The 26449-nt window shown below is 72.2% G+C and carries 22 protein-coding genes; 14 read left to right on the top strand and 8 right to left on the bottom strand.

All coding sequences use genetic code 11. From position 1 onward, the window contains the following. Nucleotides 1-18: 18 nt before the first annotated feature. From rbfA to SHK17_RS13715, 4 genes are all read left to right on the top strand, one after another. Complete coding sequence (gene rbfA / locus SHK17_RS13730) at nucleotides 19-516, top strand: 30S ribosome-binding factor RbfA (protein WP_322425529.1); 498 nt, start codon at nucleotides 19-21, stop codon at nucleotides 514-516. Then, the gene (gene truB / locus SHK17_RS13725; protein WP_322919588.1) at nucleotides 516-1373 is read left to right on the top strand and encodes a tRNA pseudouridine(55) synthase TruB; all 858 of its coding nucleotides are present in this window, start codon (nucleotides 516-518) and stop codon (nucleotides 1371-1373) included. The genes rbfA and truB overlap by 1 nt, the downstream gene beginning before the upstream one ends. 74 nt (nucleotides 1374-1447) lie before the next feature. Continuing rightward, nucleotides 1448-2383: a bifunctional riboflavin kinase/FAD synthetase gene (locus tag SHK17_RS13720; RefSeq protein WP_322919587.1), complete on the top strand. Its 936-nt coding sequence runs from the start codon at nucleotides 1448-1450 to the stop codon at nucleotides 2381-2383. Continuing rightward, the gene (locus tag SHK17_RS13715) at nucleotides 2380-3366 is read left to right on the top strand and encodes a hypothetical protein (RefSeq protein WP_172273849.1); all 987 of its coding nucleotides are present in this window, start codon (nucleotides 2380-2382) and stop codon (nucleotides 3364-3366) included. The genes SHK17_RS13720 and SHK17_RS13715 overlap by 4 nt, the downstream gene beginning before the upstream one ends. A 112-nt stretch (nucleotides 3367-3478) precedes the next feature. Here SHK17_RS13715 and SHK17_RS13710 read toward each other — a convergent pair whose 3' ends face one another. Genes SHK17_RS13710 through SHK17_RS13695 form a run of 4 tightly spaced genes read right to left on the bottom strand, consistent with a single transcriptional unit; the run spans nucleotide 3479 to nucleotide 7698 of the window. Then, nucleotides 3479-3721, bottom strand: a complete 243-nt coding sequence (locus SHK17_RS13710) for an HPr family phosphocarrier protein (protein ID WP_056602465.1) — start codon at nucleotides 3719-3721, stop codon at nucleotides 3479-3481. Nucleotides 3722-3770: 49 nt separating this feature from the next. Then, a complete protein-coding gene (locus tag SHK17_RS13705; RefSeq protein ID WP_322425525.1) occupies nucleotides 3771-5984 on the bottom strand; it encodes a PTS fructose transporter subunit IIABC in 2214 nt (737 codons plus the stop codon). Continuing rightward, complete coding sequence (locus tag SHK17_RS13700) at nucleotides 5981-6934, bottom strand: 1-phosphofructokinase family hexose kinase (protein WP_322919583.1); 954 nt, start codon at nucleotides 6932-6934, stop codon at nucleotides 5981-5983. Before SHK17_RS13700 ends, SHK17_RS13705 begins: the two co-directional genes overlap by 4 nt. Beyond that, nucleotides 6931-7698 (bottom strand): DeoR/GlpR family DNA-binding transcription regulator, encoded by a 768-nt coding sequence (locus tag SHK17_RS13695; protein ID WP_172273858.1) that lies wholly within the window; start codon nucleotides 7696-7698, stop codon nucleotides 6931-6933. Before SHK17_RS13695 ends, SHK17_RS13700 begins: the two co-directional genes overlap by 4 nt. Nucleotides 7699-7784: 86 nt before the next feature. Between SHK17_RS13695 and ptsP the strand changes: the two genes are divergently transcribed. The 5 genes from ptsP (at nucleotide 7785) to SHK17_RS13670 (ending at nucleotide 14917) form a co-directional block, all read left to right on the top strand. Then, nucleotides 7785-9467, top strand: coding sequence for a phosphoenolpyruvate--protein phosphotransferase (gene ptsP, locus SHK17_RS13690; RefSeq protein WP_172273861.1), 1683 nt, complete (start codon nucleotides 7785-7787; stop codon nucleotides 9465-9467). Nucleotides 9468-9498: 31 nt separating this feature from the next. Further along, complete coding sequence (locus SHK17_RS13685) at nucleotides 9499-11235, top strand: zinc-binding dehydrogenase (RefSeq protein ID WP_322919581.1); 1737 nt, start codon at nucleotides 9499-9501, stop codon at nucleotides 11233-11235. A gap of 126 nt (nucleotides 11236-11361) precedes the next feature. Continuing rightward, nucleotides 11362-13350 (top strand): PTS mannitol transporter subunit IICBA, encoded by a 1989-nt coding sequence (locus SHK17_RS13680; protein WP_322425520.1) that lies wholly within the window; start codon nucleotides 11362-11364, stop codon nucleotides 13348-13350. A 125-nt stretch (nucleotides 13351-13475) separates the two neighbouring features. Beyond that, nucleotides 13476-13829, top strand: a complete 354-nt coding sequence (locus tag SHK17_RS13675) for a PadR family transcriptional regulator (protein ID WP_172273870.1) — start codon at nucleotides 13476-13478, stop codon at nucleotides 13827-13829. Then, the gene (locus SHK17_RS13670) at nucleotides 13826-14917 is read left to right on the top strand and encodes a DUF1700 domain-containing protein (RefSeq protein WP_322919578.1); all 1092 of its coding nucleotides are present in this window, start codon (nucleotides 13826-13828) and stop codon (nucleotides 14915-14917) included. The genes SHK17_RS13675 and SHK17_RS13670 overlap by 4 nt, the downstream gene beginning before the upstream one ends. Nucleotides 14918-14980: 63 nt before the next feature. Here the strand turns inward: SHK17_RS13670 and SHK17_RS13665 are convergent, their stop codons facing one another. Then, nucleotides 14981-15619 (bottom strand): LuxR C-terminal-related transcriptional regulator, encoded by a 639-nt coding sequence (locus tag SHK17_RS13665; RefSeq protein ID WP_172273876.1) that lies wholly within the window; start codon nucleotides 15617-15619, stop codon nucleotides 14981-14983. Further along, nucleotides 15571-16719, bottom strand: coding sequence for a sensor histidine kinase (locus SHK17_RS13660; protein ID WP_322919577.1), 1149 nt, complete (start codon nucleotides 16717-16719; stop codon nucleotides 15571-15573). Before SHK17_RS13660 ends, SHK17_RS13665 begins: the two co-directional genes overlap by 49 nt. A gap of 136 nt (nucleotides 16720-16855) precedes the next feature. Between SHK17_RS13660 and SHK17_RS13655 the strand changes: the two genes are divergently transcribed. Then, nucleotides 16856-19030: an MMPL family transporter gene (locus SHK17_RS13655; protein ID WP_322919576.1), complete on the top strand. Its 2175-nt coding sequence runs from the start codon at nucleotides 16856-16858 to the stop codon at nucleotides 19028-19030. Here the strand turns inward: SHK17_RS13655 and SHK17_RS13650 are convergent. Continuing rightward, nucleotides 19014-21143: a molybdopterin-dependent oxidoreductase gene (locus tag SHK17_RS13650; RefSeq protein ID WP_322919575.1), complete on the bottom strand. Its 2130-nt coding sequence runs from the start codon at nucleotides 21141-21143 to the stop codon at nucleotides 19014-19016. The genes SHK17_RS13655 and SHK17_RS13650 overlap by 17 nt on opposite strands. Nucleotides 21144-21260: 117 nt before the next feature. On the opposite strand from SHK17_RS13650, the gene SHK17_RS13645 reads away from it, so the two are divergent. The 4 genes from SHK17_RS13645 (at nucleotide 21261) to SHK17_RS13630 (ending at nucleotide 25901) form a co-directional block, all read left to right on the top strand. Beyond that, entirely contained in the window at nucleotides 21261-21524 is a 264-nt protein-coding gene (locus tag SHK17_RS13645) for a DUF6458 family protein (protein ID WP_172273888.1), read from the top strand. Between the two features lie 182 nt (nucleotides 21525-21706). Next, complete coding sequence (gene rpsO, locus SHK17_RS13640) at nucleotides 21707-21982, top strand: 30S ribosomal protein S15 (protein ID WP_056906479.1); 276 nt, start codon at nucleotides 21707-21709, stop codon at nucleotides 21980-21982. Nucleotides 21983-22256: 274 nt separating this feature from the next. Further along, nucleotides 22257-24509, top strand: coding sequence for a polyribonucleotide nucleotidyltransferase (locus SHK17_RS13635; protein ID WP_322919574.1), 2253 nt, complete (start codon nucleotides 22257-22259; stop codon nucleotides 24507-24509). 84 nt (nucleotides 24510-24593) lie between these two features. Further along, nucleotides 24594-25901, top strand: coding sequence for a M16 family metallopeptidase (locus SHK17_RS13630; protein ID WP_322919572.1), 1308 nt, complete (start codon nucleotides 24594-24596; stop codon nucleotides 25899-25901). An 18-nt stretch (nucleotides 25902-25919) separates the two neighbouring features. Here SHK17_RS13630 and SHK17_RS13625 read toward each other — a convergent pair whose 3' ends face one another. Then, complete coding sequence (locus SHK17_RS13625) at nucleotides 25920-26435, bottom strand: class I SAM-dependent methyltransferase (protein ID WP_172273894.1); 516 nt, start codon at nucleotides 26433-26435, stop codon at nucleotides 25920-25922. Nucleotides 26436-26449 lie beyond the last annotated feature (14 nt).

Below are 26449 nucleotides of genomic sequence, written 5' to 3'. Positions count from 1 at the left end.
ATTTGAGAGAGTGAGCACATGACCAACCCCCGCGTCCGCAAGATCGCCGACCGCATCCAGGTGATCGTCGCCGAGATGCTCGAGCGTCGCATCAAGGACCCGCGCCTCGGCTTCGTCACCATCACCGACGTCCGGGTCACCGGCGACTCCCAGCAGGCGTCGATCTTCTACACCGTCCTCGGCGGCGAGGAGGAGCGGACCAGCACCGCCGCTGCGCTCGAGTCGGCCAAGGGCGTCATCCGCTCCGAGGTCGCCCGGCAGCTCGGCATGCGCATCGTGCCGTCGCTGACCTTCATCCCCGACGCGCTCCCCGAGAGCGCCCGGGAGCTCGAGGAGGTGCTCGCCCGCGCCAAGGAGCAGGACGAGGCGGTCGCCGCGCAGCGCGGCACGGCCTACGCCGGCGAGCCCGACCCCTACAAGAAGCCGCGGGCGGCCGAGGACGACCTCGACGACGAGGACGAGCCCGACGAGGACGAGCCCGGCGGGGACGACCTCGACGGGGACGTCCGCCCCTGATGGTCGACCCCGGTCTGGTCGTCGTCGACAAGTCCCCGGGCATGACCTCCCACGACGTCGTCGCCCGGGTCCGCCGCCTCGCCGGCACCCGCAAGGTCGGCCACGCCGGCACCCTCGACCCGATGGCGACGGGTGTGCTCGTGCTGGGCGTCGACCGGGCCACGCGGCTGCTCGGGCACCTGATGCTCACCGAGAAGGCCTACGACGCGACCATCCGGCTGGGGGTGTCGACGACCACCGACGATGCCGAGGGAGAGGTCGTCGAGACGCGTGGCACCGGCGGCGTGCGGGAGGACGACGTACGCGCGGAGCTGGCGCGGTTCGTCGGCGACATCGAGCAGGTCCCGACCGCCGTCTCCGCGATCAAGGTCGACGGGCAGCGCGCCTACGCGCGGGTCCGCGCCGGCGAGCAGGTCGAGCTCGCGGCCCGGCCGGTGACGATCCACGAGCTGGCCGTGACCGACGTGACGCTGCCGGAGGTGCGCATCTCGGTCCGCTGCTCGAGCGGCACCTACATCCGCGCCATCGCGCGCGACCTGGGGACTGCGCTGGGCGTCGGCGGTCACCTGACGGCGCTGCGGCGCACGGCCGTCGGCTCCTTCGACCTCTCGGTCGCCCGCACGCTCGACGAGCTGGCCGACGACTTCGCCATGGTTCCCATCGCCGACGCCGCCCGCGGCACGTTCGCCTCGATCGACCTCGACGAGGAGCAGGCTGCGCACGTCCGGTTCGGGCGCCCCCTCGACCTGGCGCTGCCGGGGGACGGGGCGCACGCAGTCTTCGCGCCGGGAGGCGAGTTCCTCGCCCTCTACGAGCCGCACGGCGCACGCGCCAGGCCCGTCGCCGTCTTCGTCTGAGCAACGGCGGGCGGCAGCGAGGGGACGGCGGGGGGAGCGCGGGGCCGGCTCGGGGCCGCCAGTAGGCTGCCGACGTGCAGATCTGGCGAGACGTCGAGGACGTGCCGGCCGACCTCGGCCGCACCGTGGTGAGCATCGGCAACTTCGACGGCGTCCACCTCGGGCACGCCCACGTGCTGCGCGAGGCCCGCGCGGCCGCCTCCCGGCTCGGCATCGACTCCGTCGTGGCGGTGACGTTCGACCCCCACCCGATGGCGGTGCTGCGGCCCGACCACGCGCCGCCCACCCTGACCTCGATCCACACGCGCGCCCGGCTGCTCGAGTCCGCCGGCGTCGACGCGATCCTCGTGGTCGGCTTCGACCGCGAGATCGCCGGCTGGTCGCCGGAGGAGTTCATCGACCGGATCATCGTCGACACCCTCCACGCCGGCGCCGTGGTCGTCGGCGCCAACTTCCGCTTCGGCGCCAAGGCCGCCGGCGAGGTGGCCACGCTCGTCGAGGCGGGCGCCTCGCGCGGCTTCGAGACCGTCGGCGTGGCCCTCGACGGTGGGCCGCAGGTCTGGAGCTCGACCTACGTGCGCCAGTGCCTGGCGACCGGCGACGTCGCCGGGGCCGCAGAGGCCCTCGGTCGTCCGTTCACCGTCCGCGGGACCGTGGTGGAGGGGGACAAGCGCGGGCGCCAGATGGGCTACCCGACCGCCAACGTGCCGATCCCGCCGGTGGACGCCGCGCCCGCCGACGGCGTGTACGCCGGCTGGCTGACGCGCCTCGACACGCGCGAGCGCTACCCGGCGGCGATCTCCGTCGGCACCAACCCCACGTTCGACGGGGAGCGGGACCGCCGCGTGGAGTCCTACGTGCTCGACCGCGACGACCTCGAGCTCTACGGCGTGGAGGTCGAGGTGGCGTTCGTCGACCGGCTCCGCGGGATGGTGAAGTTCGAGGGCATGGAGGCACTCATCGAGACGATGCACGACGACGTGCGCCGGGCTCGGGACCTGCTGGCGTGACGGGGGACCGCACCGACCGCACGGACCTGGCGGCCGTGGAGCAGTGGTTCGTCGACCACGGGCTGCCCTACTTCGTCGACGACATCCGGGCCGAGGTCCAGCGCGGGCTGGCGCGCGGTCGGCTCGTCCGGGTCGGCCTGCTCGCCGTCGTGCTCGCGGCCGCGGTGGTGTGCGGGTTCGCCCTCACCGACCACCTGGAGTGGGACGACGGCCTGGTCCCCGGGATCAACCTCGGCCTGCTCAGCGTCGCCCTCTACGCGCTGTTCACCCTGCGTGCGTGGGTGGTGGCCCGCTGGGCCGCGAGCCAGACCTTCTCGAGCCTCGGCCTGCTCTTCCCCCTCGTGACGCGAGCGCTGCCACTGCTGCTGCTCTTCGTGACCTTCCTCTTCATCAACGCCGAGGTCTGGGAGGTGTCGGCCACGCTCGACGGCCGGGTGATGTGGCTGACGGTGGCGCTGTTCCTCACGATCACCGTCGGGTTCCTGCTCGTCCGGCTGCCCGAGGAGCTGGCGGGGTTCGACGAGCACGTCGACCCCGATGAGCTGGCACGCCACCTGGTGGGCACGCCGCTCGAGGGGTTCCGGCAGCCTGCGGGCGCGAAGGTCGTCGACGAGGTGGCCATCTCGGGGCTCCAGAAGGCGAACCTCGTGCTGATGCTGCTCATCACCCAGCTCGTGCAGGTCGTGCTGCTCAGCGTCAGCGTCTTCGTGTTCTTCGTGGTCTTCGGGCTGCTGGTCATGGACCCGGGCGTCATCGCCGGGTGGATCGGCCACGAGGTGACCAACCTGCCGTTCTCCGCCCGCGCCAACTGGGAGCTGGTGCAGGTGTCGACGTTCCTCGCGGCCTTCAGCGGTCTCTACTTCACGGTCTACGCCGTCACCGACGAGGTCTACCGCACCCAGTTCTTCAGCTCGATCGTGGCCGAGCTCGAGCGCGCGGTGAGCGTGCGGGCCGCCTACCGAGCGCTGCGACGGACCGACTAACGCAGGGCTCGCCCCCGCCCGGCGCATCGGCCCCGGACATGCCGGTGGGCGGTGCCCGAGCTGCTCGTCGTACGACGAGGACGTGGCTCGGGCACCGCCCACCGGGAGTGCCTCAGGCGTCGAGGTCCTGCTCGACCAGCGCGGCGATGGCGTCCACCGCGGCCTGGTCGTCACCGGCCACCTCGACGGTGTCGCCGTTGCCGGCGCCGAGGGTCATGATCATCAGCGACGAGCTGGCGTCGACGCCGTTGATGGTCACGTCGGAGCCGAGCTCGCCGGCCTTCTCGGCGATGATCGCGGCGGGGCGGGCGTGGAGGCCGACGGCGGAGCCGACGACGACGGACTTGCTGGGCATGGTTCTCCTTGGGGTGGGGTGGGGTGTGGGTGCGGCGGGACGGGCGTGGTCAGACAGTAGCGACGTCGGGGCTCGGGCGGCCCAGGCTCTTGAGGACGATCACGAGAGCGGCACCGACGGCGACGCCCGCCGCGAGGGCGATCAGGTAGCCGAGGACCCCGTCCACGGCGAACAGCACGAAGATGCCACCGTGGGGTGCCCGCACGCTGACGTCCATCGCCATGGCGAGGCCGCCGGTGACGGCGCTGCCGGCCATGATCGACGGGATGACCCGCAGCGGGTCGGCCGCGGCGAACGGGATGGCGCCCTCGGTGATGAACGACGCCCCGAGCAGCCAGCCGGCCTTGCCGTTCTCGCGCTCGGGGATGGAGAACAGGCTGGGGCGGATCACCGTGGCGAGCGCCAGGGCGATGGGCGGGACCATGCCGGCCAGCATGACCGCGGCCATGATCCGCAGCTCGGGTGCGTCGCCGGAGAGCGCGGCACCGCCGACGCCGGCGGCGGCGAAGCTGTAGGCGACCTTGTTGAGCGGACCGCCCATGTCGAAGGCCATCATCAGGCCGAGGATGACGCCGAGCAGGACGGCGCTGCCGCCGCTCAGCGAGCTGAGGCCGTCCTCGAGCTGGCCCATCAACCAGGCGATCGGCCGGCCGAGGACCACCAGCATGAGGAAGCCGGCCACCACGCTGGTGACCAGCGGGATCACGAGCACCGGCATCAGGCCGCGGGCCCAGGCCGGGACCTTGCGGCCCGCGATCCAGTGGGCGATGACGCCGGCGAGCACGCCGCCGACGATCGCGCCGAGGAAGCCCGTCGCGGGGTAGGCGGAGTCGCCGCTCACGCCGATCACGTTGGAGGCGAGGCCACCCATGACGAAGCCGGGGGCGATGCCGGGGCGGTCCGCGATGGCGTACGCGATGTAGCCGGCCAGTGCAGGGATGAAGAACGCGAACGCGGTCTGGCCGATGATCAGCAGCAGGGCACCGATGTAGGCGAAGAACCCGGAGTCGAACAGGGCGTGGTCGAGGCCGAGCGCCGACGGGTCGGGCAGGTTGGTGAAGGAGTTCTCGAGCAGGATCTCCTGCGCGGGGCCGACGATCTCGTAGCCGCCGAAGAGGAAGCCGAGGGCGATCATCAGGCCGCCCGCGGCGACGAAGGGGATCATGTAGGAGACGCCGGTCATCAGGACGCGTCGCGTACGACCGCCCCAGCTCTCCTGCCCGGTCGCGCCGGTGCCCTCCGAGGACCCGCCGCCGGCCGCGCCCTCGACCCGGGGCGACGCCGACGGGTCGGCGGCGTAGCGCAGGGCCTCGGCGATCATCGCGTCGGCGTCGTCGATCGGACGCTTCACGCTGGAGGTCACCATCGGCTTGCCGGCGAACCGGGACCGGTCACGCACGCCCACGTCGACGGCGAAGATGACGGCGCCGGCGGCGGCGATGGTGGCGGGTGCCAGCGGGGTGGCGCCGGCCGACCCCTGGGTCTCGACCTCGAGCTGGACCCCCGCCCGCTCGGCAGCGGCCTCGAGGGCCTCGGCCGCCATGTAGGTGTGGGCGATGCCGGTCGGGCACGCGGTGACCGCGACCAGGGTCGGCATGCCGTCGGAGGCGGGTGCCGTCGCGGCGGCCGCCGAGGTGCCGGCCGACGTACCGGCCGAGGTCGCGGGCGCGCCGTCGGAGGTGGCGGGGGGCGTCGAGCCGGTCGCGTCGGCGACGGCCTGGCCCGGGGCCCGGGTCTCGCCGCCTCCGGGCTCGGCCGCACCGGACGGGGTGCCGGACGCCGGGGCGGGGGTCTTCTTCGCCACGGGGGCCGTCTCGCCGATCTCGTGCGTGATCAGGTCGACGACCTCCTCGGCCGATCCGGCCGAGCGCAGCGAGTCGGTGAAGGCCGGCTTGACGAGGGCACGCGCGAGCTTGGTGAGGATCGTCAGGTGGTCGGCGTCGCCGCCGGCCGGTGCCGCGATGAGGAACGCCAGGTCCGCGGGGCCGTCCTTGGCGCCGAAGTCGACCGGGGGGTCGAGCCGGGCGAAGGCGAGCGTAGGCGTCTCGACCCCGGCCGTGCGGCAGTGGGGGATCGCGATGCCGCCGGGCAGCCCGGTGGACGAGGTGGACTCGCGGGCGAACGCGTCCTCGATCAGCTGGTCCCTGCTGGTGGCGCGGCCGGCGTCGTCGACGACGGCCGCGAGGGCGCGGATCACCTCGTGCTTGTCCGCGCCCCAGCCGGCACCGAGCCGGACGAGGTCTGTGGTGATGAGGTCGGTCATGCTGTGCCTCCGAGGGCGGTGACGCCGACGAGCTCGGTGCGGAGCTGCGAGGGCTGGGGGATGGTCGTTCCGGGCAGACCTGCGGCGGCGCTGCCGTAGGCGACGGCGAGTGCGAGGCGCTCGGGGGCCGGCAGCCCCCGCATGTCGCCGAGCAGGTAGCCGAACAGGCTGGAGTCGCCGGCACCCACGGTGCTGACGACGGTGGTGGGCGGGGGAGTCGCGTGCCAGGCGCCCTCCGCCGTCACGAGGACGGCGCCGTTGCCCCCGAGGGTGGCGAGGACGGCGCCCACGCCCCGCTCGATGAGCTGGCGGGCGGCCACCGCCGTGGCAGCGGGATCGGCCTCGAGCTTCTCGGCGTCGCCGCCGGTGAAGGAGGCGAGCTCCTCGCCGTTGGGCTTCATCAGGTCCGGGGCGGCTGCCGGGAGCGCCTCCACCAGCGCCTGCAGCGGGCCGTCGCTGGTGTCGACGGCCACGTGGCCACCCACGGCGCGCAGGCGGCGTACGAGGTCGGCGTAGAAGCCGGGCGGGGCGCCTGCGGGCAGCGAGCCCGCCAGCACGGTCCAGGCGGCGACCGACGCGCGGGCCAGGACCGCCTCGGCCATCCGCTCGAGGTCCTCGGTGGCCACCTCGGCGCCGGGGGAGTTGAGCTTGGTGGTGGTGCCGTCGGGCTCGGTGATCGTCAGGTTGACGCGCACGTTGCCGGCCGGTCGCACCGGGCGGCAGTCGATGCCCACGCCGAGCAGCTCGAGGACGAACGGGTCGTCCTTGAGGGCGGGCACGACGGCGATGCTGGGGATGTCGGCGCTGACCGCGGCCCGCGAGATGTTGACCCCCTTGCCGCCGGCCTGCGACGTCACCGAGACCACGCGGTGCACCTGGCCGCGGTCGAGGTGGCCGTCGAGGGCGACCGTCCGGTCGAAGCTGGGGTTGGGCGTCAGGGTGAGGATCATGCGATCACTACCTCGATTCCGGCGGATTCCAGCGCGCGGCGGTCCGCGGCCTCGATGTCGCTGTCGGTGACGAGCACGTCCAGGCAGTCGAGGGTCGCGAAGCGCACGGCCGTCTCGATGCCGAACTTGGTCGAGTCTGCGAGCACCACCGTACGCCGCGCGCAGGCGATGATGGCCCGCTTGCTCGCCGCCTCGTCGCTGTCGGGCGTGGTGAGCCCGTGGCCCACGGTGATGCCGTTGGTCGCCACGAAGGCGACGTCGGCGCGCAGGTCGGACAGGGCGGTGACGGTGTCGGCGCCCACGGCGGCGTGGGTGGCCGGGCGCACCTTGCCGGGCAGGAGGTGCAGCTCGATCTGCGGCAGGCCGGCCAGGCGGGTGGCGACCGGGACGGCGTGGGTGACCACGGTCAGGCGGTGGTCGCGGGGGAGGGCGGCCGCGAAGCGGGAGGTCGTGGTCCCGGCGTCGATCACGACCACCGAGTCGGGCGGCGGCAGCAGGGCGACCGCCGCGTTGGCGATCGCCTCCTTGGCCTGCGTGTTGGACTGGTCGCGCTCGCCGATCCCTGATTCGATGACGGTGAGCGAGCCGGCGGGGACGGCGCCTCCGTGCACCCGGCGGACCAGACCCATCCGGTCCAGGGTGGACAGGTCGCGGCGCACGGTCTCGGTGGTGACCTCGAACTCCTCGGCCAGCTGCACCACGGACAACCGGCCGCGGCGACTGATCAGGTGGGCCATGGCCTGCTGGCGCTCTTCGGCGTACATCGGTCCCCTTCCCGAGGATCTGTGTATGTGTTGTTTTAGTCCCGAATATGTTGCTTGTCAACAACGCGGTGTTCTACGGTGTGTCCATGACCACAGCCGAGCACCCCTCGTTGAGCGGGACCCCGGTCGTACCGGGTGTCGCCGCGGGCCCCGTCCTGCACGTCCGCGGCGAGGTCTCGCCCGAGGCGATCGCGCGCTACGGCGAGGGTGACTTCGCCGATCCGGACGCCGCACTCGCTGCGTACGACGACGCGGTGGGCGCCGTGGCGCAGACGTTCACCGACAAGGCGGCCCGCGCCGAGGGCGCGGCGGCCGAGGTGCTGACCGCGAGCGCAGGCCTGGCGCGCGACAAGGGACTGCGCTCGGGCGTCGCCAAGAACCTCACGGCCGGCCAGGGGCCGGTGGCAGCCGTGCAGGGCGCCGTCGAGCAGTTCGTCACGATCTTCACCAGCATGGGCGGGCTCATGGCCGAGCGCGTCACCGACCTGCGCGACATCGAGCGCCGGGTCGTCGCCCACCTCGTCGGCGAGCCGGCCCCCGGCGTGCCCACCCCGACGGAGCCGTCGATCCTGGTGGCCGAGGACCTCGCCCCGAGCGATACCTCCGGCCTCGACCCCGCGCTCGTGACCGCGCTGGTGACCGAGCGCGGCGGCGCGACCAGCCACACGGCGATCATCGCCCGCCAGCTCGGCATCCCGTGCGTCGTCGGCGCCGCGGGGGTCACCGAGCTGCCCGCGGGCACCTTCGTGGTGGTCGACGGCGAGACCGGCACGATCGAGACGGGCGCCGACCCCGACGACGCCCGCGCGCGGGTCGCGGAGAGCCTGCGGCTCCGTGAGCAGCTCGCGTCCTGGAGCGGTCCGGCGGCCACCGCCGACGGACTGCCGCTCAAGCTGCTCGCCAACGTCGCCGACGGCGCCTCCGCGGAGTCGGCCGGCCGCGAGCCGGTGCAGGGCGTGGGGTTGTTCCGCACCGAGCTGTGCTTCCTCGACCGCAAGGACGAGCCGAGCGTGGAGGAGCAGGCCGACATCTACAGCAAGGTTCTCGCGCCCTACGCCGACGGCCGCTACGTCGTCGTCCGCACCCTCGACGCGGGCTCGGACAAGCCGGTCGCCTTCGCGACCCACACGGGCGAGGAGAACCCGGCGCTCGGGGTGCGCGGGCTCCGGCTGAGCTTCGACAACCCCGGCCTGATGGACCGCCAGCTCGACGGCATCGCGGCAGCGGCCGAGCGGACCGGCACCGAGACCTGGGTGATGGCGCCGATGGTCGCGACGGTGGCCGAGGCGGCCGACTTCTCCGCGAAGGTCCACGCCCGCGGCCTCAAGGCCGGCGTGATGGTGGAGATCCCGAGCGCCGCCCTGCTCGCCCACCGGATGCTCGAGGTCGTCGACTTCCTCTCGATCGGCACCAACGACCTCACCCAGTACGCCATGGCCGCCGACCGGATGGCCACGGACCTGGCCCACCTCACCGACCCGTGGCAGCCCGCCGTCCTCCAGCTGATCGCGATCACCGCCCACGCCGGCACCGAGGCCGGCAAGCCGGTCGGCGTCTGCGGGGAGGCCGCCGCCGACCCGCTGCTCGCCACGGCGCTCATCGGCATGGGCATCTCGTCGCTCTCCATGGCCGCACGCGCCGTACGTCCTGTCGGTGCCCAGCTCGGCATGGTGAGCCTGGAGACGTGCGAGGCGGCAGCCGAGGCTGCGCTCGGGGCGCCCGACCCGATGGCCGCGCGAGCAGCCGTCCGCGAGCTGCTCGGCCACTGACAACCCCCACCCATCTCACGACGGAGGACGCATGACATCGACGTACGACCGGTACCGCGCGGCGGATGCCGAGCTGCCGGACGGCTCCTGGACCTGGTACCTGCACGGCGCGGGCGAGGAGAACATGGGCAAGGACGGTGCCCCCGAGCTGGTCCCCGTCCCCACGCCCGACGCCGACCACATGCTGGTGCGCATCGACAGCGTGGGACTCTGCTTCTCCGACGTGAAGATCATGCGTCAGGGCGGCAGCCACCCGAAGCTCTACGACCGCGACCTGGCCCACGACCCCACCCGGCTCGGGCACGAGGTGAGCCTCACCGTCATCGAGGTGGGGGACAACCTCAAGGACCGCTACCACCCGGGCCAGAGGCTGGCGGTGCAGCCCGACATCTACCAGGACGGCAGGAGCACGGCCTACGGCTACACCGTCCCCGGCGGCCTGACGCAGTACCACCTCATGGGCGCGGAGATGCTCGAGACCGATGACGGCGCCTGCCTGCTGCCCCTCCCCGACACCATGGGCTACGCCGAGGGGTCCACGCTGGAGCCCTGGGGGTGCGTGATGGCGGCCTACACGCAGCGTCGCCGCCTGGAGCCCAAGACCGGCGGGACGATGTGGATCGTCGGCCGGCCCGGGGACGAGCGGGACTACGAGTTCTCCTCCGGGCTCGACGCCCCGGCCACCATCGTGACGTCCGACGTGCCCGCCTCCGTGCGCGAGCTGCTGGAGAGCACCTCGGCCGACGTGGTCGTGCGCGACGGCATCGGCGTGGACGACTACCAGGCCCTGGTGGACGAGCTGACCGACGGCGCCGGCTTCGACGACATCGTCGTGCTCGACCCTCGTTCCGCCGCGACGGCAGGTGCCGTCGCCACGCACATCGCGCGGCGGGGCACCCTCAACCTGGTGGGCGAGACCGCCCTGGACGGCCTCGTGGACCTCGACGTGGGCCGCCTGCACTACGACTACACCGCCTACCTCGGCGGTCGGGGTCCGGACATCGCCGCCTCCTACGGCGAGGCGCGCAACCGCTGCGACCTGCGCCCGGGAGGTACGACGGTGTTCGTCGGCGCCGGCGGCCCGATGGGCCTGATGCACGTCCAGAGGGCCATCCAGCAGACCGACGGCCCGAAGCGGATCATCGCCACCGAGGTGAGCGACGAACGCCTCAGGAGCCTCGAGGACCGACTGGCCCACCTGGCGGAGAGCAACGACTGCGAGCTGATCACCTTCAACTCCCAGACCGCGGACCAGTCCCTCGTCGACTTCGTCATGGGTCTCACCGACGGTCAGGGGGCCGACGACGTCGTGGTCAGCGTCCCCATCTCCGCCGTGATGGCCGAGGCCGACACGCTGATGCGGCCCGACGGGATGCTGGTCTTCTTCGCCGGTGTCCCCAACGGCACGCTGGCGCCGCTGGACCTGAGCGCGGTCTACCTCGGCAACGCGCAGTACACCGGGACGTCGGGCCTGACCATCCACGACCAGCAGCAGGTCGTGGACCTGGCCAACCAGGGCCAGCTCTCCCCGGGATCCATCGTGGGCGCCGTCGGCGGCATGCTGGCGGCCAAGGACGGCCTCCGGGCCCTGGTCGACGGGACCTACTCCGGCAAGGTGCTGATCTTCCCCCAGATCCACGACCTCCCCCTCATGGGACTCGACGAGCTGGAGGAGAAGCTTCCGGACGTCGCCGCCCAGCTGGGGCCCGGCGGCACGTGGAACGACGAGGTGGAGAGGGCGTTGTTCGACAGCCAGCTGAACGACTGAGGCGGAAAGCCACACAGTCGGGCACGAAAACGTGCCCGAATGCTTGGCAACAGGCCCGTTCGTGAGGTTTAATCGCGGACATCATGTGATGGGGCTCACCCCACGTTCGACTGGAGGACATCAAGCATGGCGACCACAACTTCCACTCCCGCGTCGAGCTCCGGCGCGCGGGTGCGCGTGCAGAAGTTCGGCACGTTCCTCTCCAACATGGTCCTGCCGAACATCGGCGCGTTCATCGCGTGGGGGCTCATCACCGCGCTCTTCATCCCCACCGGCTGGATCGCCCTCATCGGCGACAACGCCTTCGGCTACACGCTGGAGGAGGGCTACACCTACGGGTTCGTGGGCCAGCTCGGCGGCTGGGAGGGCACGGACAGCGTCGGCATCGTCGGCCCGATGATCACCTACCTGCTGCCGCTGCTCATCGGCTACACCGGCGGTCGGATGATGTACGACGACAGCACCCGCGGCGGCGTGGTCGGCGCGATCGCCACCATGGGCGCGATCGCCGGTGCCAGCGTCCCGATGTTCCTCGGCGCCATGGTGATGGGCCCGCTCGGCGGCTGGTCGATGAAGAAGCTCGACGCGCTGTGGTCCCACAAGATCCGACCCGGCTTCGAGATGCTCGTCAACAACTTCTCCGCCGGCATCTGGGGCGCCATCTTGGCGATCCTCGGCTTCGTCGTGGCGGGGCCGTTCGTCGAGCAGTTCAGCAAGCTGGCGTCCAACGTCGTCGACACGCTCGTCGACAACGGCCTGCTGCCGCTCACCTCGATCTTCATCGAGCCGGCCAAGATCCTGTTCCTCAACAACGCGATCAACCAGGGCATCCTGACGCCGCTCGGCACGACCGAGGCGCTCGAGGAGGGCAAGTCGATCCTGTTCCTGCTCGAGGCCAACCCCGGCCCCGGCCTGGGGCTGCTGCTGGCCTTCACGTTCTTCGGCCGTGGTGCCGCCAAGGCGTCGGCGCCGGGCGCGATCATCATCCAGTTCATCGGCGGCATCCACGAGATCTACTTCCCCTACGTGCTGATGAAGCCCAAGCTGGTCCTCGCCGTCATCGGCGGCGGCATGGCCGGTGTGGCGACCAACGTGGCCTTCAGCTCCGGCCTGCGCTCGCCCGCCTCGCCCGGCTCGATCATCGCGGTGTGGCTCTCGACCCCGGCCGGCAGCTTCGTCGGGGTGACCCTGTCGGTGGTCGCCGCCACCGCGGTGTCCTTCGCGATCGCTTCCTTCCTGCTCAAGCTCGACCGCTCCACCGACGAGGGCGACCTCGCGGCCGCCACCGCGCAGATGGAGGCCAACAAGGGCAAGAAGTCCTCGGTCAGCGGCATGCTCGGCGGCTCCGCCGCCGCCGCGGGCCCGGTGCGGTCCATCGTGTTCGCCTGCGACGCCGGCATGGGCTCCTCCGCCATGGGCGCCTCGGTGCTCCGCCGGAAGATCCAGCAGGCGGGCCACGGTGACGTCACGGTCGTCAACAAGGCGATCTCCAGCCTCGACGACAGCTACGACCTCGTGGTCACCCACCAGGACCTCACGGACCGGGCCCGCCAGAGGACGCCGTCCGCCATGCACGTCTCGGTCGACAACTTCATGGGCAGCCCGCGCTACGACGAGATCGTGGAGATGCTCGGCACCTCCTCCGGGACCGCCGTCGCCGACGAGGCCCCGGCCGCCGCGGCGGCCGACGTGCTCTCGCGCGACTCGATCGTCCTCGGCGGCTCCGCCCGCACGCGGGACGACGCCATCGCCGAGGCGGGCCAGCTCCTCGTCGCGGCGGGCGCGGTCGACGCGTCGTACGTCGAGGCGATGCACGAGCGCGAGAAGTCGGTCTCGACCCACATGGGCAACGGCCTGGCGATCCCGCACGGCACCAACGAGGCCAAGGGGGCGATCCGCCGCTCCGCGCTGTCGTTCGTCCGCTACGACCAGGGCATCGACTGGAACGGCAAGCAGGCCGACTTCGTCGTGGGCATCGCCGGCGCCGGCGACGACCACCTGGCCCTGCTCCGCTCGTTGGCCATGGTGTTCGCGGACGAGTCGCAGGTGGCTCGTCTCCGGGCGGCCACGACGGCCGACGAGGTCCTCGCCGTCCTCGACGGGGTCACCGTCTGACCCACCAGCGTGAGCGCGACGGGGCCGGCCCATGGGGGTCGGCCCCGTCTCGCACGTCCGGGCCACGGGCGACACGCTGACAGCGTGCTGCGCGGTACTGCGCGATACGGAGTAGTGTGCGCTGCATGGATCAGACCCAGCTCCTCAAGGGCGTGCTCGACCTCGCCGTGCTGGCGGTGGTCGAGGGGGAGGACGGCTACGGCTACGACATCGTGCGGCGGCTGCGCGACGGTGGCCTGCGGGAGGTGGGCGACGCCTCGGTCTACGGGACGCTGCGCCGCCTCTACGCCGCGGGCGCACTGACGTCGTACGTCGTGCCCTCCGAAAGCGGACCGCACCGCAAGTACTACGGCATCACGCCGGTCGGTCGTGGGCAGCTCCATGAGCAGCGCACGGACTGGTACGCCTTCGCGTCCACCCTGGACGGGCTCCTCGCCTCCACCGCACCTCACTCGACCACTCCGGGAGTCAGCGCATGAGCACCACCGATCTTCCCGTCCGACCTGACGTCGCCGGCTTCGTCGACAGAGTCCGCGACCTCCTCTCCGACCTTCCCGAGGAGGACCGGCTCGAGCTGACGGAGGGACTCGAGGCCGACCTGGCGGACCAGGTCGCGGAGCAGGGGGCGGACGTCCTCGGCGACGCGGTGGCCTATGCCCGCGAGCTGCGCACCGCCGCCGGGTTCGACCCGGTCCCTGGCCGGCGCCCGAGCCCGCCGGCGGGAGTGATGCTGCTCGAGCAGCTCGACGCCGCCCGGGCGTGGTTCGACCTCCAGGTCTCGCGGCCGCGTGTGGTGTCGGCGTGGCGGGTGCTCGTCACCCTGCGTCCTGCCTGGTGGGTGCTGCGCGCCTGGGCCGCCTCGGTCGTGGTCGCGTTGCTGTGGCCGGGGTGGTACGACTACGGGCTGACCTGGTTGCCGGGCGTGCACCCGGCGATCGGCCTCCTCATGCTCGCGGTCTGCGTGGTGGGAAGCGCGCTCGTGGGGCTCGGTGTGCTGTGGCCGGGCGCGCGCACCCCCGGCTCGCGGAGTCTGCTGGCTCGTGTGGTGCTCCTGGCGCTCAACCTGTGCGCGATCGTGAGCCTGCCCGTCATCAACGGCGAGCTCGACCAGCAGTCCTGGAGCCGCTACAACCAAGGCTACGGGGAGGCCGAGCTCTTCATGACGGAGTCCGGCGTCCTCAACGGCGGCCGCGAGGTCTGCAACATCGCGGCCTACGACGCGTCGGGTCAGCCGCTGACCGGCGTGCAGCTCTTCGACCAGGAAGGACGACCGCTCGACGTGCGGTGCTGGGACCAGCAAGCCCGGACCGTTCCGTGGATCCTCGGCGACGTCGCGCGCTGGAACGTCTTCCCCCTCGCCGAGCGCGAGCGTCCCGCTCGTACGTCGGCGCGCCGTGCCGACCTCGGCGAGACTGCGTTCCCGGTCCCTGACCGGGCCACGACGCCGGAGGTCACCCACCCGCTCGTGAGCCCCGGACCGGCGGACGAGCCGCAACCGGACCGGGCCGAGCGGCGCGAGAAGGCCGGCGAGGGTCGTGAGACCCCACGGAACGACCGAAGGCCATGACCCCGGTTGCGCACGTCATGGGGAGTGGTCGCGGGGGTGACCTCTCCCCATGACCGCCGGCCCTCAGCGCAGCCAGGCGAGCACGGCCAGCACCCGCCGGTTGTCGTCGGGCGCGAGGGGCAGGTCGAGCTTGGTGAAGATGCTGTTGGTGTGCTTGGCGACGGCCTTCTCGGAGACGAAGAGCGCGCCGGCGATGGCGGCGTTGGAGCGCCCCTCCGCCATCAGCGACAGCACGTCGCGCTCGCGGGCCGTGAGCCGGTCGAGCGGCTCGTCGCGCCGGTGGGCCATGATCGCGGCGATGACCTCGGGGTCGATGACGGTCCCGCCGGACACCACCCGGCGTACGCCGTCGACGAACTCGCCGACGTTGGCGACGCGGTCCTTGAGGAGGTAGCCGACCCCGCCCTCGCCGCTGGCGAGCAGCTCGCGGGCGTAGAGCTGCTCGACGTACTGCGAGAGCACCATCACGGGGTAGCCGGGTCGCCGGGTGCGCACGGCGATGGCGGCCCGCAGTCCCTCGTCGGACCAGGTCGGCGGCATCCGCACGTCGAGCACGGCACCGTCGGCCTCGACGTCACGGAGGGCCGCGTCGAGCTGTGGGGCGTTGTCGACGGCCGCCACGACGGTGCAGCCGTTGGCCTCCAGCAGCCGGATCAGTCCGTCGCGGAGGAGAGCGTTGTCCTCGGCGATGACAAGGCGCACGGAATCTCCAACGTGATCAGCGTGGGCCCCCGGTCGGGGCTCGAGACCACCATCGTGCCGTCAAACGCCGACAGGCGTCGCATGACGCCGAGCATGCCGGTGCCGTGTCGCGCATCGGCCCCGCCGCGGCCGTCGTCGCCGATGGAGGCGCGCAGCACGCCGGAGCCGTGGCGCAGGTCCACCCACGCGCGGCTCGCCCCCGCGTGCTTGCCCACGTTGGCGAGGCACTCCGCGACCGCGAAGTAGACCGCCGACTCCACCGGCTCGGGTGGTCGGCCCTCCAGGTCGGACAGCACCGTCACCGGCAGCGCCATGTCGAGCGCGAGCGCCTCGACGGCGCCGGCGAGCCCGCGGTCGGCGAGCACCGGCGGGTGGATGCCGCGGACGACGGCGCGCAGGTCGGCGAGGGCCGCCCCGGTCGTGTCACGCGCCTCGGCGACGAGCCGGAGCGCGGCCTCGGGGTCGCGCTCGAACAGGTCGTCGGCCAGGCCGAGCGTCATCCCGACCGCGACGAGCCGCGCCTGCGCCCCGTCGTGGAGGTCGCGCTCGATCCGTCGCAGCTCGGCGGCGTTGTGGTCGACGGTGTCGGCCCGCGACACCGTCAGGTCGACGACGCGCTGCTCGAGCTGCTCGGTGTGGCCGCGCGTGAGAAAGGTCCGGTCGAGGGTGGCGCGCAGGCGCATGACGTGCGGCGCGCCGTACCACCAGATGGCACCGGTGACGACGAGGAGCAGCAGCAGCACGGTGAGGAGGGCCAGGGCGAAGCCCGCCGTCAGGGAGACCAGCACCCACAGCAGGTCGCGCCAGGTCATCGGGTCCACCGCCCACGTGCGCACCCGGGCCAGCGTGCCGAGGCCGCTGGTCGGCAGGTAGCCGGCGGGCACCTCGTGGCCGAGGGTGCGCGCCGCCATCGAGCGGTGCCGCTCGGCGATCCAGCGCAGCGCCGGCAGGCCCAGCACCAGGATCGGGACGCCGACCGTGACGAGGGCGAGCAGTCCTCCGACACCCACCAGCACAAAGGCCACGACCGTGGGCACGAGGAGCAGCAGCTGGCAGGCGGCGAACCCGGTGACGGTCCACGGACCGGCTGGCGTGCGCATGCCCCCATCCTCCCCGAGCCGGGCGCTGGGCGCAGTGGACCTAGGTCCACCCCGGCAGGGGACCTGGCGCCAGCGACGCGGCCCTCGCGCCGGCCGAGGCTGAGGACGTCCCTCCACCTCGACCCAGGAGTCCGTCATGTCCGTCCGCAACCCTCTCGCCGGAGCCCCGATCCGGGCCGCCCGCTGGAGCGCCACCCACCCGTGGCGCGCGATCCTCGGCTGGCTCGCCCTGGTCGCCGTGGCCGTGGTGCTCGCCGCGGCCGTCCCCACCAACACCGCCGACGACGTCGACTACCGCGAGCACGAGTCCGGGCGCGCCGCCCAGTGGATCGACGACGCCGGCATGTCCGACCCGCTCACCGAGAACGTCCTCGTCACCGCCGGCGCCTCCGGCCTGGACCCCGCGCGGGCTGAAGAGGCCGCTGCGCAGCTCGGGCGGGAGATGGCGAAGGTCCCCGGCGTCGAGGAGGCGATGGCGCCCGTGTGGAGCCAGGACCGGTCCGCCCTGCTGGTCGCCGTGCGGCTCGCCGCCGACCACGAGGAGACCGGGGAGATGACGGCGGTGACCGACGCGGTGCAGGAGGAGTACGCCGACCTGCGCATCCGCCAGGCCGGTGACCTCACCATCGACGAGGGCATCAACGAGCAGGTCGAGGCCGACCTGGCCTCGGCCGAGGGCATCAGCCTGCCCGTGACGCTCGTGCTGATGCTCTTCGCGTTCGGGGCCCTCATCGCGGCGGGCATCCCCGTCCTGCTGGCGGCGAGCAGTGTCGTCGTGACGATCGGCATCACCGCACCCGTCTCGTGGCTGGTGCCGGCCGAGGCCACCGTCACCAGCATGATCGTGCTCATCGGCATGGCGGTCGGTGTCGACTACTCGCTCTTCTACCTCAAGCGCGAGCGCGAGGAGCGCGCCCGTGGTCGCTCGACCCTCGACGCCGTCGAGGTGGCCGCCGAGACCTCCGGCCACTCGATCCTGGTGTCCGGCCTCGCCGTCGTCGTCGCCATGTCGGGCCTCTACGTCGTCGGCGGCGTCACCTTCAACTCGCTGGCCACCGGCGCGATCCTCGTGGTCGCGATCGCCGTGCTCGGCTCGATCACCGTGCTGCCCGCCCTCCTGGTCACGCTCGGCCGCTGGGTCGACCGCCCGCGCGTCCCCGGCCTCTGGCGGCTCAACCGCCGGATCGGGCGGGGCGGGATCAGCCGTCGGCTGCTCGCGCCGGTGCTGCGACGCCCGGTCGTGGCGCTCGCCCTGGGCGGCGCGGTCGTGGTGGCGCTCGCCGTGCCGATGCTGGGCATGAAGGTGCACAGCGCCAACCTCGAGACGCTGCCCGACTCCATTCCGCAGGTCGTCACCGCTCGCGACATGGCGAAGGCCTTCCCGCTCGAGGGTGCGTCGGCCGAGGTCGTGGTGCAGGCCGACGCCGCCGACGCGGCTCGGGTCCGCTCGGCGCTGGTCGGGCTCGACGAGGCGGCGGCCCGGACCGGCGACTTCGTGGCGGCGGGTGACGCCGGCATCGAGGTCTCCGACGGCGGCCGGACGACCGTCCTGGACCTCGCCATCCCCCACGAGGAGAGCGACCCGCGCGTGGACGAGGCGGTCGAGCTGCTGCGCGACGAGCTCGTGCCCACGGCGCTCGACGGCCTCGACGTCGAGCACGCGGTCGGCGGGGGAGCGGCAGAGTCGTACGACTCGGCGCACCACCTGGCGACGTACCTCCCGATCGTGATCGGCTTCGTGGCGCTGCTGACGATGGTCATGATGGGCATCGCGTTCCGCAGCGTCCGGCTGGCGCTCGTGTCCTCGGTGCTCAACCTCGCCTCGGTGGCGGTCGCCTTCGGGATGATGACGCTCGTGTTCCAGCACGGCTGGTTCGAGGGAGCGCTCGACTTCACCTCGCCGGGCTTCCTCATCGACTGGATCCCGATGATCGTCCTCGTCATCCTGGTCGGCCTGTCGATGGACTACCACGTCTTCGTCCTCAGCCGGGTCCGCGAGCACGTGCGACGCGGGCTGCCCGCCCGGCTCGCGGTCGAGCAGGGCGTCACCGACACGGCGGGCGTCGTGAAGAGCGCCGCCGCGGTGATGGTGTCGGTGTTCGCCATCTTCGCCACGCTGTCGATGCTCGAGATGAAGATGATGGGCGTCGGCCTCGCCGTCGCGATCCTGCTCGACGCGACCCTGATCCGGCTGGTGATGCTGCCGGCGGTGCTGGTGCTGCTCGGCGACCGGGTCTGGGGGCGCCGGGAGGTGCCCGGGGAGCAGGTGGTGGAGCCGGTCCCGGAGCTGGCGGTCAGCCGGCAGCCGTGACCTCCACCGGTACGCCGTTGAGGGCCGCGTTGCCCGACACGTCGAGCAGCTCGGGATCGGTCAGGTCGTTGGCCGAGACGCCCGGCACCTCACGGCTGCGGGTCATCAGGACGCCCTCGCGGGCGTGGCCGTAGCCGTGGGGGAGCGAGACCACCCCGGGCATCAGGTCGTCGGAGGCGGCCACCTCGACCTCCACCGTGCCGGTGCGGGAGGTCACCCGCACCCGGGCCCCGTCCGCAAGCTCGCGGACGGCGAGGTCGGCGGGGTTCATCAGCAGCTGGTGGCGGGCACGGCCACGGGTCAACCGCTCGGAGTTGTGCATCCAGGAGTTGCAGTCGCGCTGGTGGCGGCGGCCGATGAGGAGCAGCCCCTCGTCGGGCGCAGCCGCCGCCGCCAGCCGGACGACGTCCTCGACGACGAGGGGCGGCGCGAGGTCGATCCGCCGGTCGCGGGAGGGCAGCCGCCCGGGCAGCTGGCCGCCCCGCAGTGGTCCCAGGTCGATGCCGGCGGGCCGCGCGCGGAGCTTCTTCAGCGTCACGCCGCTGGTGCCGCGGCGCAGGAGGCCGGCGACCAGCAGCGTCGGGCTGGCGGTGAGGCGGGCCCGCTGCACCAGCCGTTTCCTCAGCGGTGCCCTGCGGCCGAGCCGGGCGGCGGTGCGCAGGGTGATCTCGCGGAAGATCTGCCAGTCGTGCCGCTGGTCGGCCTCCTTCTCGAAGACCGCCGGGGTGAAGCGCGCGGTGTTGCGCACCGCCAGCAGGTGGAAGACCAGGTCGTAGTGGTCGCGCTCGAGCGCCGTGGTCGGGGGCAGGATGACGTCGGCGTGACGGGTGGTCTCGTTGACGTAGATGTCGACGGCGGCCATGAAGTCGAGCCCGTCCAGCGCGCGGTCGAGCCGCGCTCCGTCAGGGGTGGAGAGCACGGGGTTGCCGGCCACCGTCAGCAGCGCGCGGACCTGGCCCTCGCCCGGCGTCTCGATCTCCTCGCGCAGCGCCGCGACCGGCAGCTCGCCCGCGGTCTCGGGGAGGCCGCGGACCCGTGAGCGCCACACGTCGTGGTGCCCGCGCCCGATCAACCCGGTGCCGACCGCGTCGATCGCGGGCGTGGTGAACATGGCCCCGCCGACCCGGTCGAGGTTGCCGGTGAGGATGTTGAGGCAGTTCACGGCCCACTGGCACACCGTGCCCCACGGGCCGGCGGAGACGCCGATCCTGCTGTAGACGACGCCGCCGTCGGCGGCCAGCAGCTCGCGCGCGAGGCGGCGGACCTCGCCGGCGGGGAGCCCGCTCATCGACTCGGCCAGCTCGGGCGTGACGTCGGCGACGAGGTCGACCACCGTGCCCAGCCCGTCGACGTACGACGGCACGGTGGGCAGGTCGTCGGGGGAGACCTCGGTGGTGAGGACGTGCAGCATCGCGAGCAGCACCCACGCGTCGGAGCCGGGGCGGACGAAGTGGTGCTCGTCGGCGACCTTGGCGGTCTCGGTGCGGCGGGGGTCGAGCACGACCATCCGGCCGCCGCGGGCGCGCAGGTCACGCACCCGCTGGGGGAAGTCGGGCACGGTCATCAGCGACCCGTTGGAGGCCATCGGGTTCGCGCCGACGACGAGGAACCACGACGTGCGGTCGATGTCCGGGACCGGCAGGAACAGCTGGTGGCCGAACATGAGGTGGGCCACCAGCTGGTGGGGGAGCTGGTCGACCGAGGTCGCGGAGTAGCGGTTCCTGGTCCGGAAGGACTTCGCCATCGCGGTGCCGTGGGTCATCGAGCCGAGGCTGTGCGCGTTGGGGTTGCCGAGGTAGAGCGCGAGGGCGTCGTCGCCGTGCTCCCGCACCACCCGGGCGAGGTTGTCGGCGACCAGGTCGAACGCCTCGTCCCACCCGATCTCCTCCCACCGTGCCCCGGCGCCCTCGCCGACCCGGCGCACCGGGCGCCGCAACCGGTCGGGGTCGGCGTACACGTCGGCGATCGCGACGCCCTTGGGGCAGACGTGGCCGCGGGAGAGCGGGTCGGCGGCGTGGCCGCGGACGGCGACGACGTCGCGGCCCTCCACGGTCAGCTCGAGCCCGCAGATGGCCTCGCAGAGGTTGCACACGCCGATCCGCTTCTCACCCATCCCGGGATCGTCGCACGTCGGGCACCCCAGGGGAGGGTGACACCGGACCGGGAGGCGGCCAGACTCTGCGCGGCCCGGCCACCGCCGGGCCGCATCCCCACAGAAAGGGAGACCGTCATGGGTTACGGAGGGCCGATCGGCCTCATCGTCGTCGGGCTCGTCCTGGCGCTCGCGTTCAACCAGGAGCAGGTGGGACCGCTCAACGTCACCACGCTGGGCTGGATCCTGGTCCTGGCCGGCGCGCTCTGGCTCGTGCTCACGATCGTGCAGCAGAACACCCGCCGGCGGCACACCACCACGGCCACCACGACCGACGCGCAGGGACGCCAGGCCAGCAGCCAGCGCACCACCGAGTCGGACCCGCCCCCGCCGGCCGTCTGAGCGATCCCGACCGGGGGACGTACGTCCTCGTCGCGCGGCGCGGATTGGGCCGGCGGTCCGGGGCCTCGATATGCTGCTGCGGTTGCCCGGGAGGGTGACACGCCGTCACGACGGCCGCGGATCCAGAGTGCCCCGGTGAACAGGCCCGGGCGCGCCGCGCAACGAGAACCGAAGGAGCCCCCATGTCGATTGGTACCGACGCGGAGACCAAAAAGAAGATCATCGCCGAGTACGCCCTGACCGAGGGTGACACCGGTTCCCCCGAGGTCCAGATCGCGCTGCTCAGCCACCGCATCTCGCACCTCACCGAGCACCTCAAGACGCACAAGCACGACCACCACAGCCGTCGTGGACTGCTGCTGCTGGTCGGCCAGCGCCGCCGGCTGCTCAACTACCTGCAGAAGACGGAGATCGAGCGCTACCGCTCGATTGTGGAGCGCCTCGGCCTCCGCCGCTGATCGCGACAGGAGCGGTTCCCCGCCACGGGGAGCCGCTCCTCTCACATCCGGGACCCGCCGCGCTAGTGTCGACCCGGAACAACTGAACACACAGCCAACAGGAGCGACCCGCACGTCCGGCCCGGTCCTCGGTAGTGGCCTTCAGATCGGCACCCGTCACCGGGAGATCTGCGGGCCTCGATCGAAGACCGGCCCCGCGGGGCCCTCGATGCCCCACACGTTCGAGTGTGGACGACGCGGATCGCTCCGCGAAGAGAAAGCAGATCCTGCTTCCATGAGTGAACCCATCATCTCCGCTGTCGAGACCGTCCTCGACAACGGTTCCTTCGGCAAGCGCACGGTCAAGTTCGAGACCGGCCTGCTCGCCCGCCAGGCCGCCGGCTCGGTCACGGCCTACCTCGACGACGAGACCATGCTGCTCTCGGCGACGACCGCGGGCAAGACGCCCAAGGACCACTTCGACTTCTTCCCGCTCACGATCGACGTCGAGGAGCGGATGTACGCCGTGGGCCAGATCCCCGGCTCCTTCTTCCGCTCCGAGGGCCGCCCGGGCGAGGACGCGATCCTCACCTGCCGCCTCATCGACCGCCCGCTGCGCCCGACGTTCAAGAAGGGCCTGCGCAACGAGGTCCAGGTCGTCATCACCGTCATGGCGCTCGACCCCGACATGCCCTACGACGTGCTCGCGATCAACGCCGCGTCGCTCTCCACCCAGCTCTCCGGCCTGCCGTTCTCCGGCCCCGTCGGCGGCGTGCGCGTCGCCCTCATCGAGGGCCAGTGGGTGGCCTTCCCGACCCACTCGCAGCTCGAGTCGGCCGTCTTCGACATGGTCGTCGCCGGTCGGGTCACCGAGTCCGGCGACGTCGCGATCATGATGGTCGAGGCCGAGGCCCCCGAGGCCACGCTCGACCTCGTGCAGAACGGCGCCCAGGCGCCGACCGAGGAGATCGTGGCCGGTGGCCTCGACGCCGCCAAGCCCTTCATCAAGCAGCTCGTCGAGGCGCAGGCCCAGCTCGCGGCCGAGGCCGCCAAGCCGGTCCAGGACTTCCCGGTCTTCCTCGACTACGAGGACGACGTCTACGCCGCGGTCGAGTCCGCCGCGAAGGACGACACGGCCGCCGCGATGACCATCGGCGACAAGCAGGAGCGCGAGCTCAAGGTCGACGAGATCAAGGGCGAGCTCCTCGAGCAGCTCTCCGGCCAGTTCGAGGGCCGCGAGAAGGAGATCGGCGCGGCGTTCCGCTCGCTGACCAAGAGCCTGGTCCGCCAGCGCGTGCTGCGCGACAAGGTCCGCATCGACGGCCGCGGCCTCGCCGACATCCGTCCGCTGCACGCCGAGGTCGACGTGATCCCGCGCGTCCACGGCTCCGCGCTGTTCGAGCGTGGCGAGACCCAGATCCTGGGCGTCACCACCCTCGACATGCTCAAGATGGAGCAGCAGCTCGACACGCTCTCCCCGGAGAAGCACCGCCGCTACATGCACAAGTACGTCTTCCCGCCGTTCTCCACCGGCGAGACCGGCCGCGTGGGCTCGCCCAAGCGTCGCGAGGTCGGCCACGGCGCCCTCGCGCGCCGCGCCCTCCTGCCGGTGCTGCCCTCGCGTGAGGAGTTCCCCTACGCGATCCGCCAGCTCTCCGAGGCCATGGGCTCCAACGGCTCGACCTCGATGGGCTCGGTCTGCGCCTCGACCCTGTCGCTGCTGCAGGCCGGTGTGCCCCTCAAGGCCTCCGTCGCCGGCATCGCGATGGGCCTCATCTCCGACGAGGTCGACGGCGAGACGCAGTACGTCGCGCTGACCGACATCCTCGGTGCCGAGGACGCCTTCGGCGACATGGACTTCAAGGTCGCCGGCACCCGCGAGTTCGTGACCGCGCTGCAGCTCGACACCAAGCTCGACGGCATCCCGGCCGAGGTCCTGGCCGCCGCCCTGACCCAGGCCCGCGACGCGCGCCTGGCGATCCTCGACGTGATGGCCGAGGCCATCGACGCGCCGGAGGAGATGTCGGTCCACGCCCCGCGCATCATCACCATCCGGGTGCCCGTCGACAAGATCGGCGAGGTGATCGGGCCCAAGGGCAAGGTCATCAACCAGATCCAGGACGACACGGGCGCGACGCTGTCCATCGAGGACGACGGCACGGTCTACATCGGTGCGACCAACGGCGAGGCGGCCGAGGCCGCCAAGGCCGCGGTCAACGCGATCGCCAACCCGACCATGCCCGAGGTCGGCGAGCGCTACCTCGGCACCGTGGTGAAGACCACCAACTTCGGTGCCTTCGTCTCGCTCATGCCGGGCAAGGACGGCCTGCTGCACATCAGCAAGCTGCGTGCGCTCGCCGGTGGCAAGCGTGTCGAGGCCGTCGAGGACGTCCTGTCCGTCGGCCAGAAGGTCCAGGTCTCCATCGCCGAGATCGACGACCGCGGCAAGCTCTCGCTGGTCCCCGTCGTCGACGAGGCCGAGGGCGGCTCCGAGGACGAGGCCGACGCCGGCTCCGACGTCAGCCCCGAGGCGACCGACGCCGAGTGACCTGATCCACCACCACGACCGGCCGGCCGCCTGGCCGGCCGGTCGTGTTGCTTCACCCCAGGCATCACCCCCGGAAGGACCCCTGTGCAGAAGAACGGCACCACCCGCACCCTCCACACCGTCAAGGACGCCGACGGTGCGGTGACCTCACGCGTCCGGCGCACGGTCCTGCCGAGCGGCCTGCGGATCGTCACCGAGCAGATGGTCGGCACCCGCTCGGCCAGCATCGGCGTGTGGGTCAACGTCGGCTCGCGCGACGAGACGCCCGTGCTGCACGGCTGCTCGCACTTCCTCGAGCACCTGCTCTTCAAGGGCACCCCCGAGCGCACCGCGATGGACATCTCCGTGGCGCTCGACGCGGTCGGGGGCGAGTTCAACGCCTTCACCACCAAGGAGTACACCGTCTTCCACGCCCGCGTCCTCGACGAGGACCTGGCCACGGCGGTCGACGTGCTCGGCGACATGGTCACCGCCTCCACGATCACCGAGGCCGACGTCGAGGCCGAGCGCGACGTGATCCTCGACGAGATCGCCATGCACGACGACGACCCCGACGACGTGGTACACAACCTCTTCGCCCACCAGGCCTGGGGCGACACCCCGCTCGGTCGTCCCATCGCCGGCACCGAGGCGTCGATCACCGCGATGACCCGCGCGCAGATCCACCGCTTCTACCGCCGCCACTACCGCCCCGACAACATGGTCGTCTCGGTGGCCGGCAACGTCGACCACGCCGCTGTCGTGCGCCAGGTCCGGCAGGCCTTCGGGCGCGCCGGATTCCTCGACGGGGAGGCCGAGCCCACCCCGACGCAGCAGTCGGAGAAGGCCCGCAAGGTGCACCCCGGCGAGGCGCGGACCGTGCGGCCGCAGGAGCAGGTCAACCTCGTCCTCGGCGTCAAGGGCATGACCCGCACCGACCCCCGCCGCTACACCCTCGGCGTGCTCAACACCGCTCTTGGCGGCGGCACCTCGTCGCGGATGTTCCAGGAGGTGCGCGAGCACCGCGGCCTGGCCTACTCCGTCTACTCCTTCGCCTCCCACCACGCCGACGCCGGCGTGGTCGGCGTCTCGGTCGGCTGCCTGCCCGGCAAGTACGACGCCGTGCTGGAGACTGTGCGCGGCGAGCTCGCCAAGGTCGCCTCCGAGGGTCTCACCGCGGAGGAGGTCGAGCGCGGCAAGGGCCAGCTCAAGGGCGGGCTCGTGCTCGGCCTGGAGGACTCCGGCTCCCGGATGTCGCGCATCGGCAAGGCCGAGCTGGTCCACGACGAGCTGCTCACCATCGACGAGGTCGTCGCTCGCATCGAGGCCGTCACCCTCGACGACGTCAACGCCCTGGCACGCGAGCTCTTCACGCAGCCCGAGCTGCTGGCCGTCGTGGGGCCGACGACGTGACGGTCGGCACCGGCAGCGTCAGCGGCGGCCGATGAGCCCGATCACCGGGGGAGCCTTCTGCTCCACCACGCTGACCCGGAAGCCGCCGCGGACGAGGTTCTCCGAGGCCTTCTTGACGATGTTGGGCACCAGCTCGGGGCGAACGGCGTCGTAGAACAGGTAGACCGCGCCACCGGGGACGACCCGCTCGTGGAGCAGGGCGACCTCGTCGTCGCAGTCGCGGACCCAGAACAGGTTCACGTTGAACGCGAAGACCTTGTTGAGCCGCTTGACCGGCACCCGCAGCGTGGCGAGGTCGATCTGGCGTACGACGAGCCGGCCGGCGTCGACGTACTTCTGGTTGCGGCGCTTGGTGCGGTCCACGCCCGACTCCGACCGGTCGATCGCGAACAGCTTGCCGGTCTCCAGCTTGCTGCAGATCGCCTCGGCGCCGGCTCCGGGGCCGCAGCCGATCTCGAGGACCTGGTCGCCCGGCTGGACGTCCATGAGGTCGACGGCCCACTTGATGCGCGGCGGGATGGTCGAAACGGGCATGGCGCACAGCCTGC

It is taken from the genome of Nocardioides renjunii, assembly GCF_034661175.1.
In the GTDB taxonomy this organism is placed as follows: Bacteria; Actinomycetota; Actinomycetes; order Propionibacteriales; family Nocardioidaceae; genus Nocardioides; species Nocardioides renjunii.
This window is presented reverse-complemented; position numbering and strand designations above follow the sequence as displayed.

Excerpts from the sequence above, each read along its gene's own strand:
- rbfA (WP_322425529.1), top strand. The coding sequence starts at position 19 with ATGACCAACCCCCGCGTCCGCAAGATCGCCGACCGCATCCAGGTGATC.
- truB (WP_322919588.1), top strand. The coding sequence starts at position 516 with ATGGTCGACCCCGGTCTGGTCGTCGTCGACAAGTCCCCGGGCATGACC.
- SHK17_RS13710 (WP_056602465.1), bottom strand. The coding sequence starts at position 3,721 with ATGCCCAGCAAGTCCGTCGTCGTCGGCTCCGCCGTCGGCCTCCACGCC.
- SHK17_RS13705 (WP_322425525.1), bottom strand. The coding sequence starts at position 5,984 with ATGACCGACCTCATCACCACAGACCTCGTCCGGCTCGGTGCCGGCTGG.
- SHK17_RS13700 (WP_322919583.1), bottom strand. The coding sequence starts at position 6,934 with ATGATCCTCACCCTGACGCCCAACCCCAGCTTCGACCGGACGGTCGCC.
- SHK17_RS13695 (WP_172273858.1), bottom strand. The coding sequence starts at position 7,698 with ATGTACGCCGAAGAGCGCCAGCAGGCCATGGCCCACCTGATCAGTCGC.
- ptsP (WP_172273861.1), top strand. The coding sequence starts at position 7,785 with ATGACCACAGCCGAGCACCCCTCGTTGAGCGGGACCCCGGTCGTACCG.
- SHK17_RS13685 (WP_322919581.1), top strand. The coding sequence starts at position 9,499 with ATGACATCGACGTACGACCGGTACCGCGCGGCGGATGCCGAGCTGCCG.
- SHK17_RS13680 (WP_322425520.1), top strand. The coding sequence starts at position 11,362 with ATGGCGACCACAACTTCCACTCCCGCGTCGAGCTCCGGCGCGCGGGTG.
- SHK17_RS13675 (WP_172273870.1), top strand. The coding sequence starts at position 13,476 with ATGGATCAGACCCAGCTCCTCAAGGGCGTGCTCGACCTCGCCGTGCTG.
- SHK17_RS13670 (WP_322919578.1), top strand. The coding sequence starts at position 13,826 with ATGAGCACCACCGATCTTCCCGTCCGACCTGACGTCGCCGGCTTCGTC.
- SHK17_RS13660 (WP_322919577.1), bottom strand. The coding sequence starts at position 16,719 with ATGCGCACGCCAGCCGGTCCGTGGACCGTCACCGGGTTCGCCGCCTGC.
- SHK17_RS13655 (WP_322919576.1), top strand. The coding sequence starts at position 16,856 with ATGTCCGTCCGCAACCCTCTCGCCGGAGCCCCGATCCGGGCCGCCCGC.
- SHK17_RS13650 (WP_322919575.1), bottom strand. The coding sequence starts at position 21,143 with ATGGGTGAGAAGCGGATCGGCGTGTGCAACCTCTGCGAGGCCATCTGC.
- SHK17_RS13645 (WP_172273888.1), top strand. The coding sequence starts at position 21,261 with ATGGGTTACGGAGGGCCGATCGGCCTCATCGTCGTCGGGCTCGTCCTG.
- rpsO (WP_056906479.1), top strand. The coding sequence starts at position 21,707 with ATGTCGATTGGTACCGACGCGGAGACCAAAAAGAAGATCATCGCCGAG.
- SHK17_RS13635 (WP_322919574.1), top strand. The coding sequence starts at position 22,257 with ATGAGTGAACCCATCATCTCCGCTGTCGAGACCGTCCTCGACAACGGT.
- SHK17_RS13625 (WP_172273894.1), bottom strand. The coding sequence starts at position 26,435 with ATGCCCGTTTCGACCATCCCGCCGCGCATCAAGTGGGCCGTCGACCTC.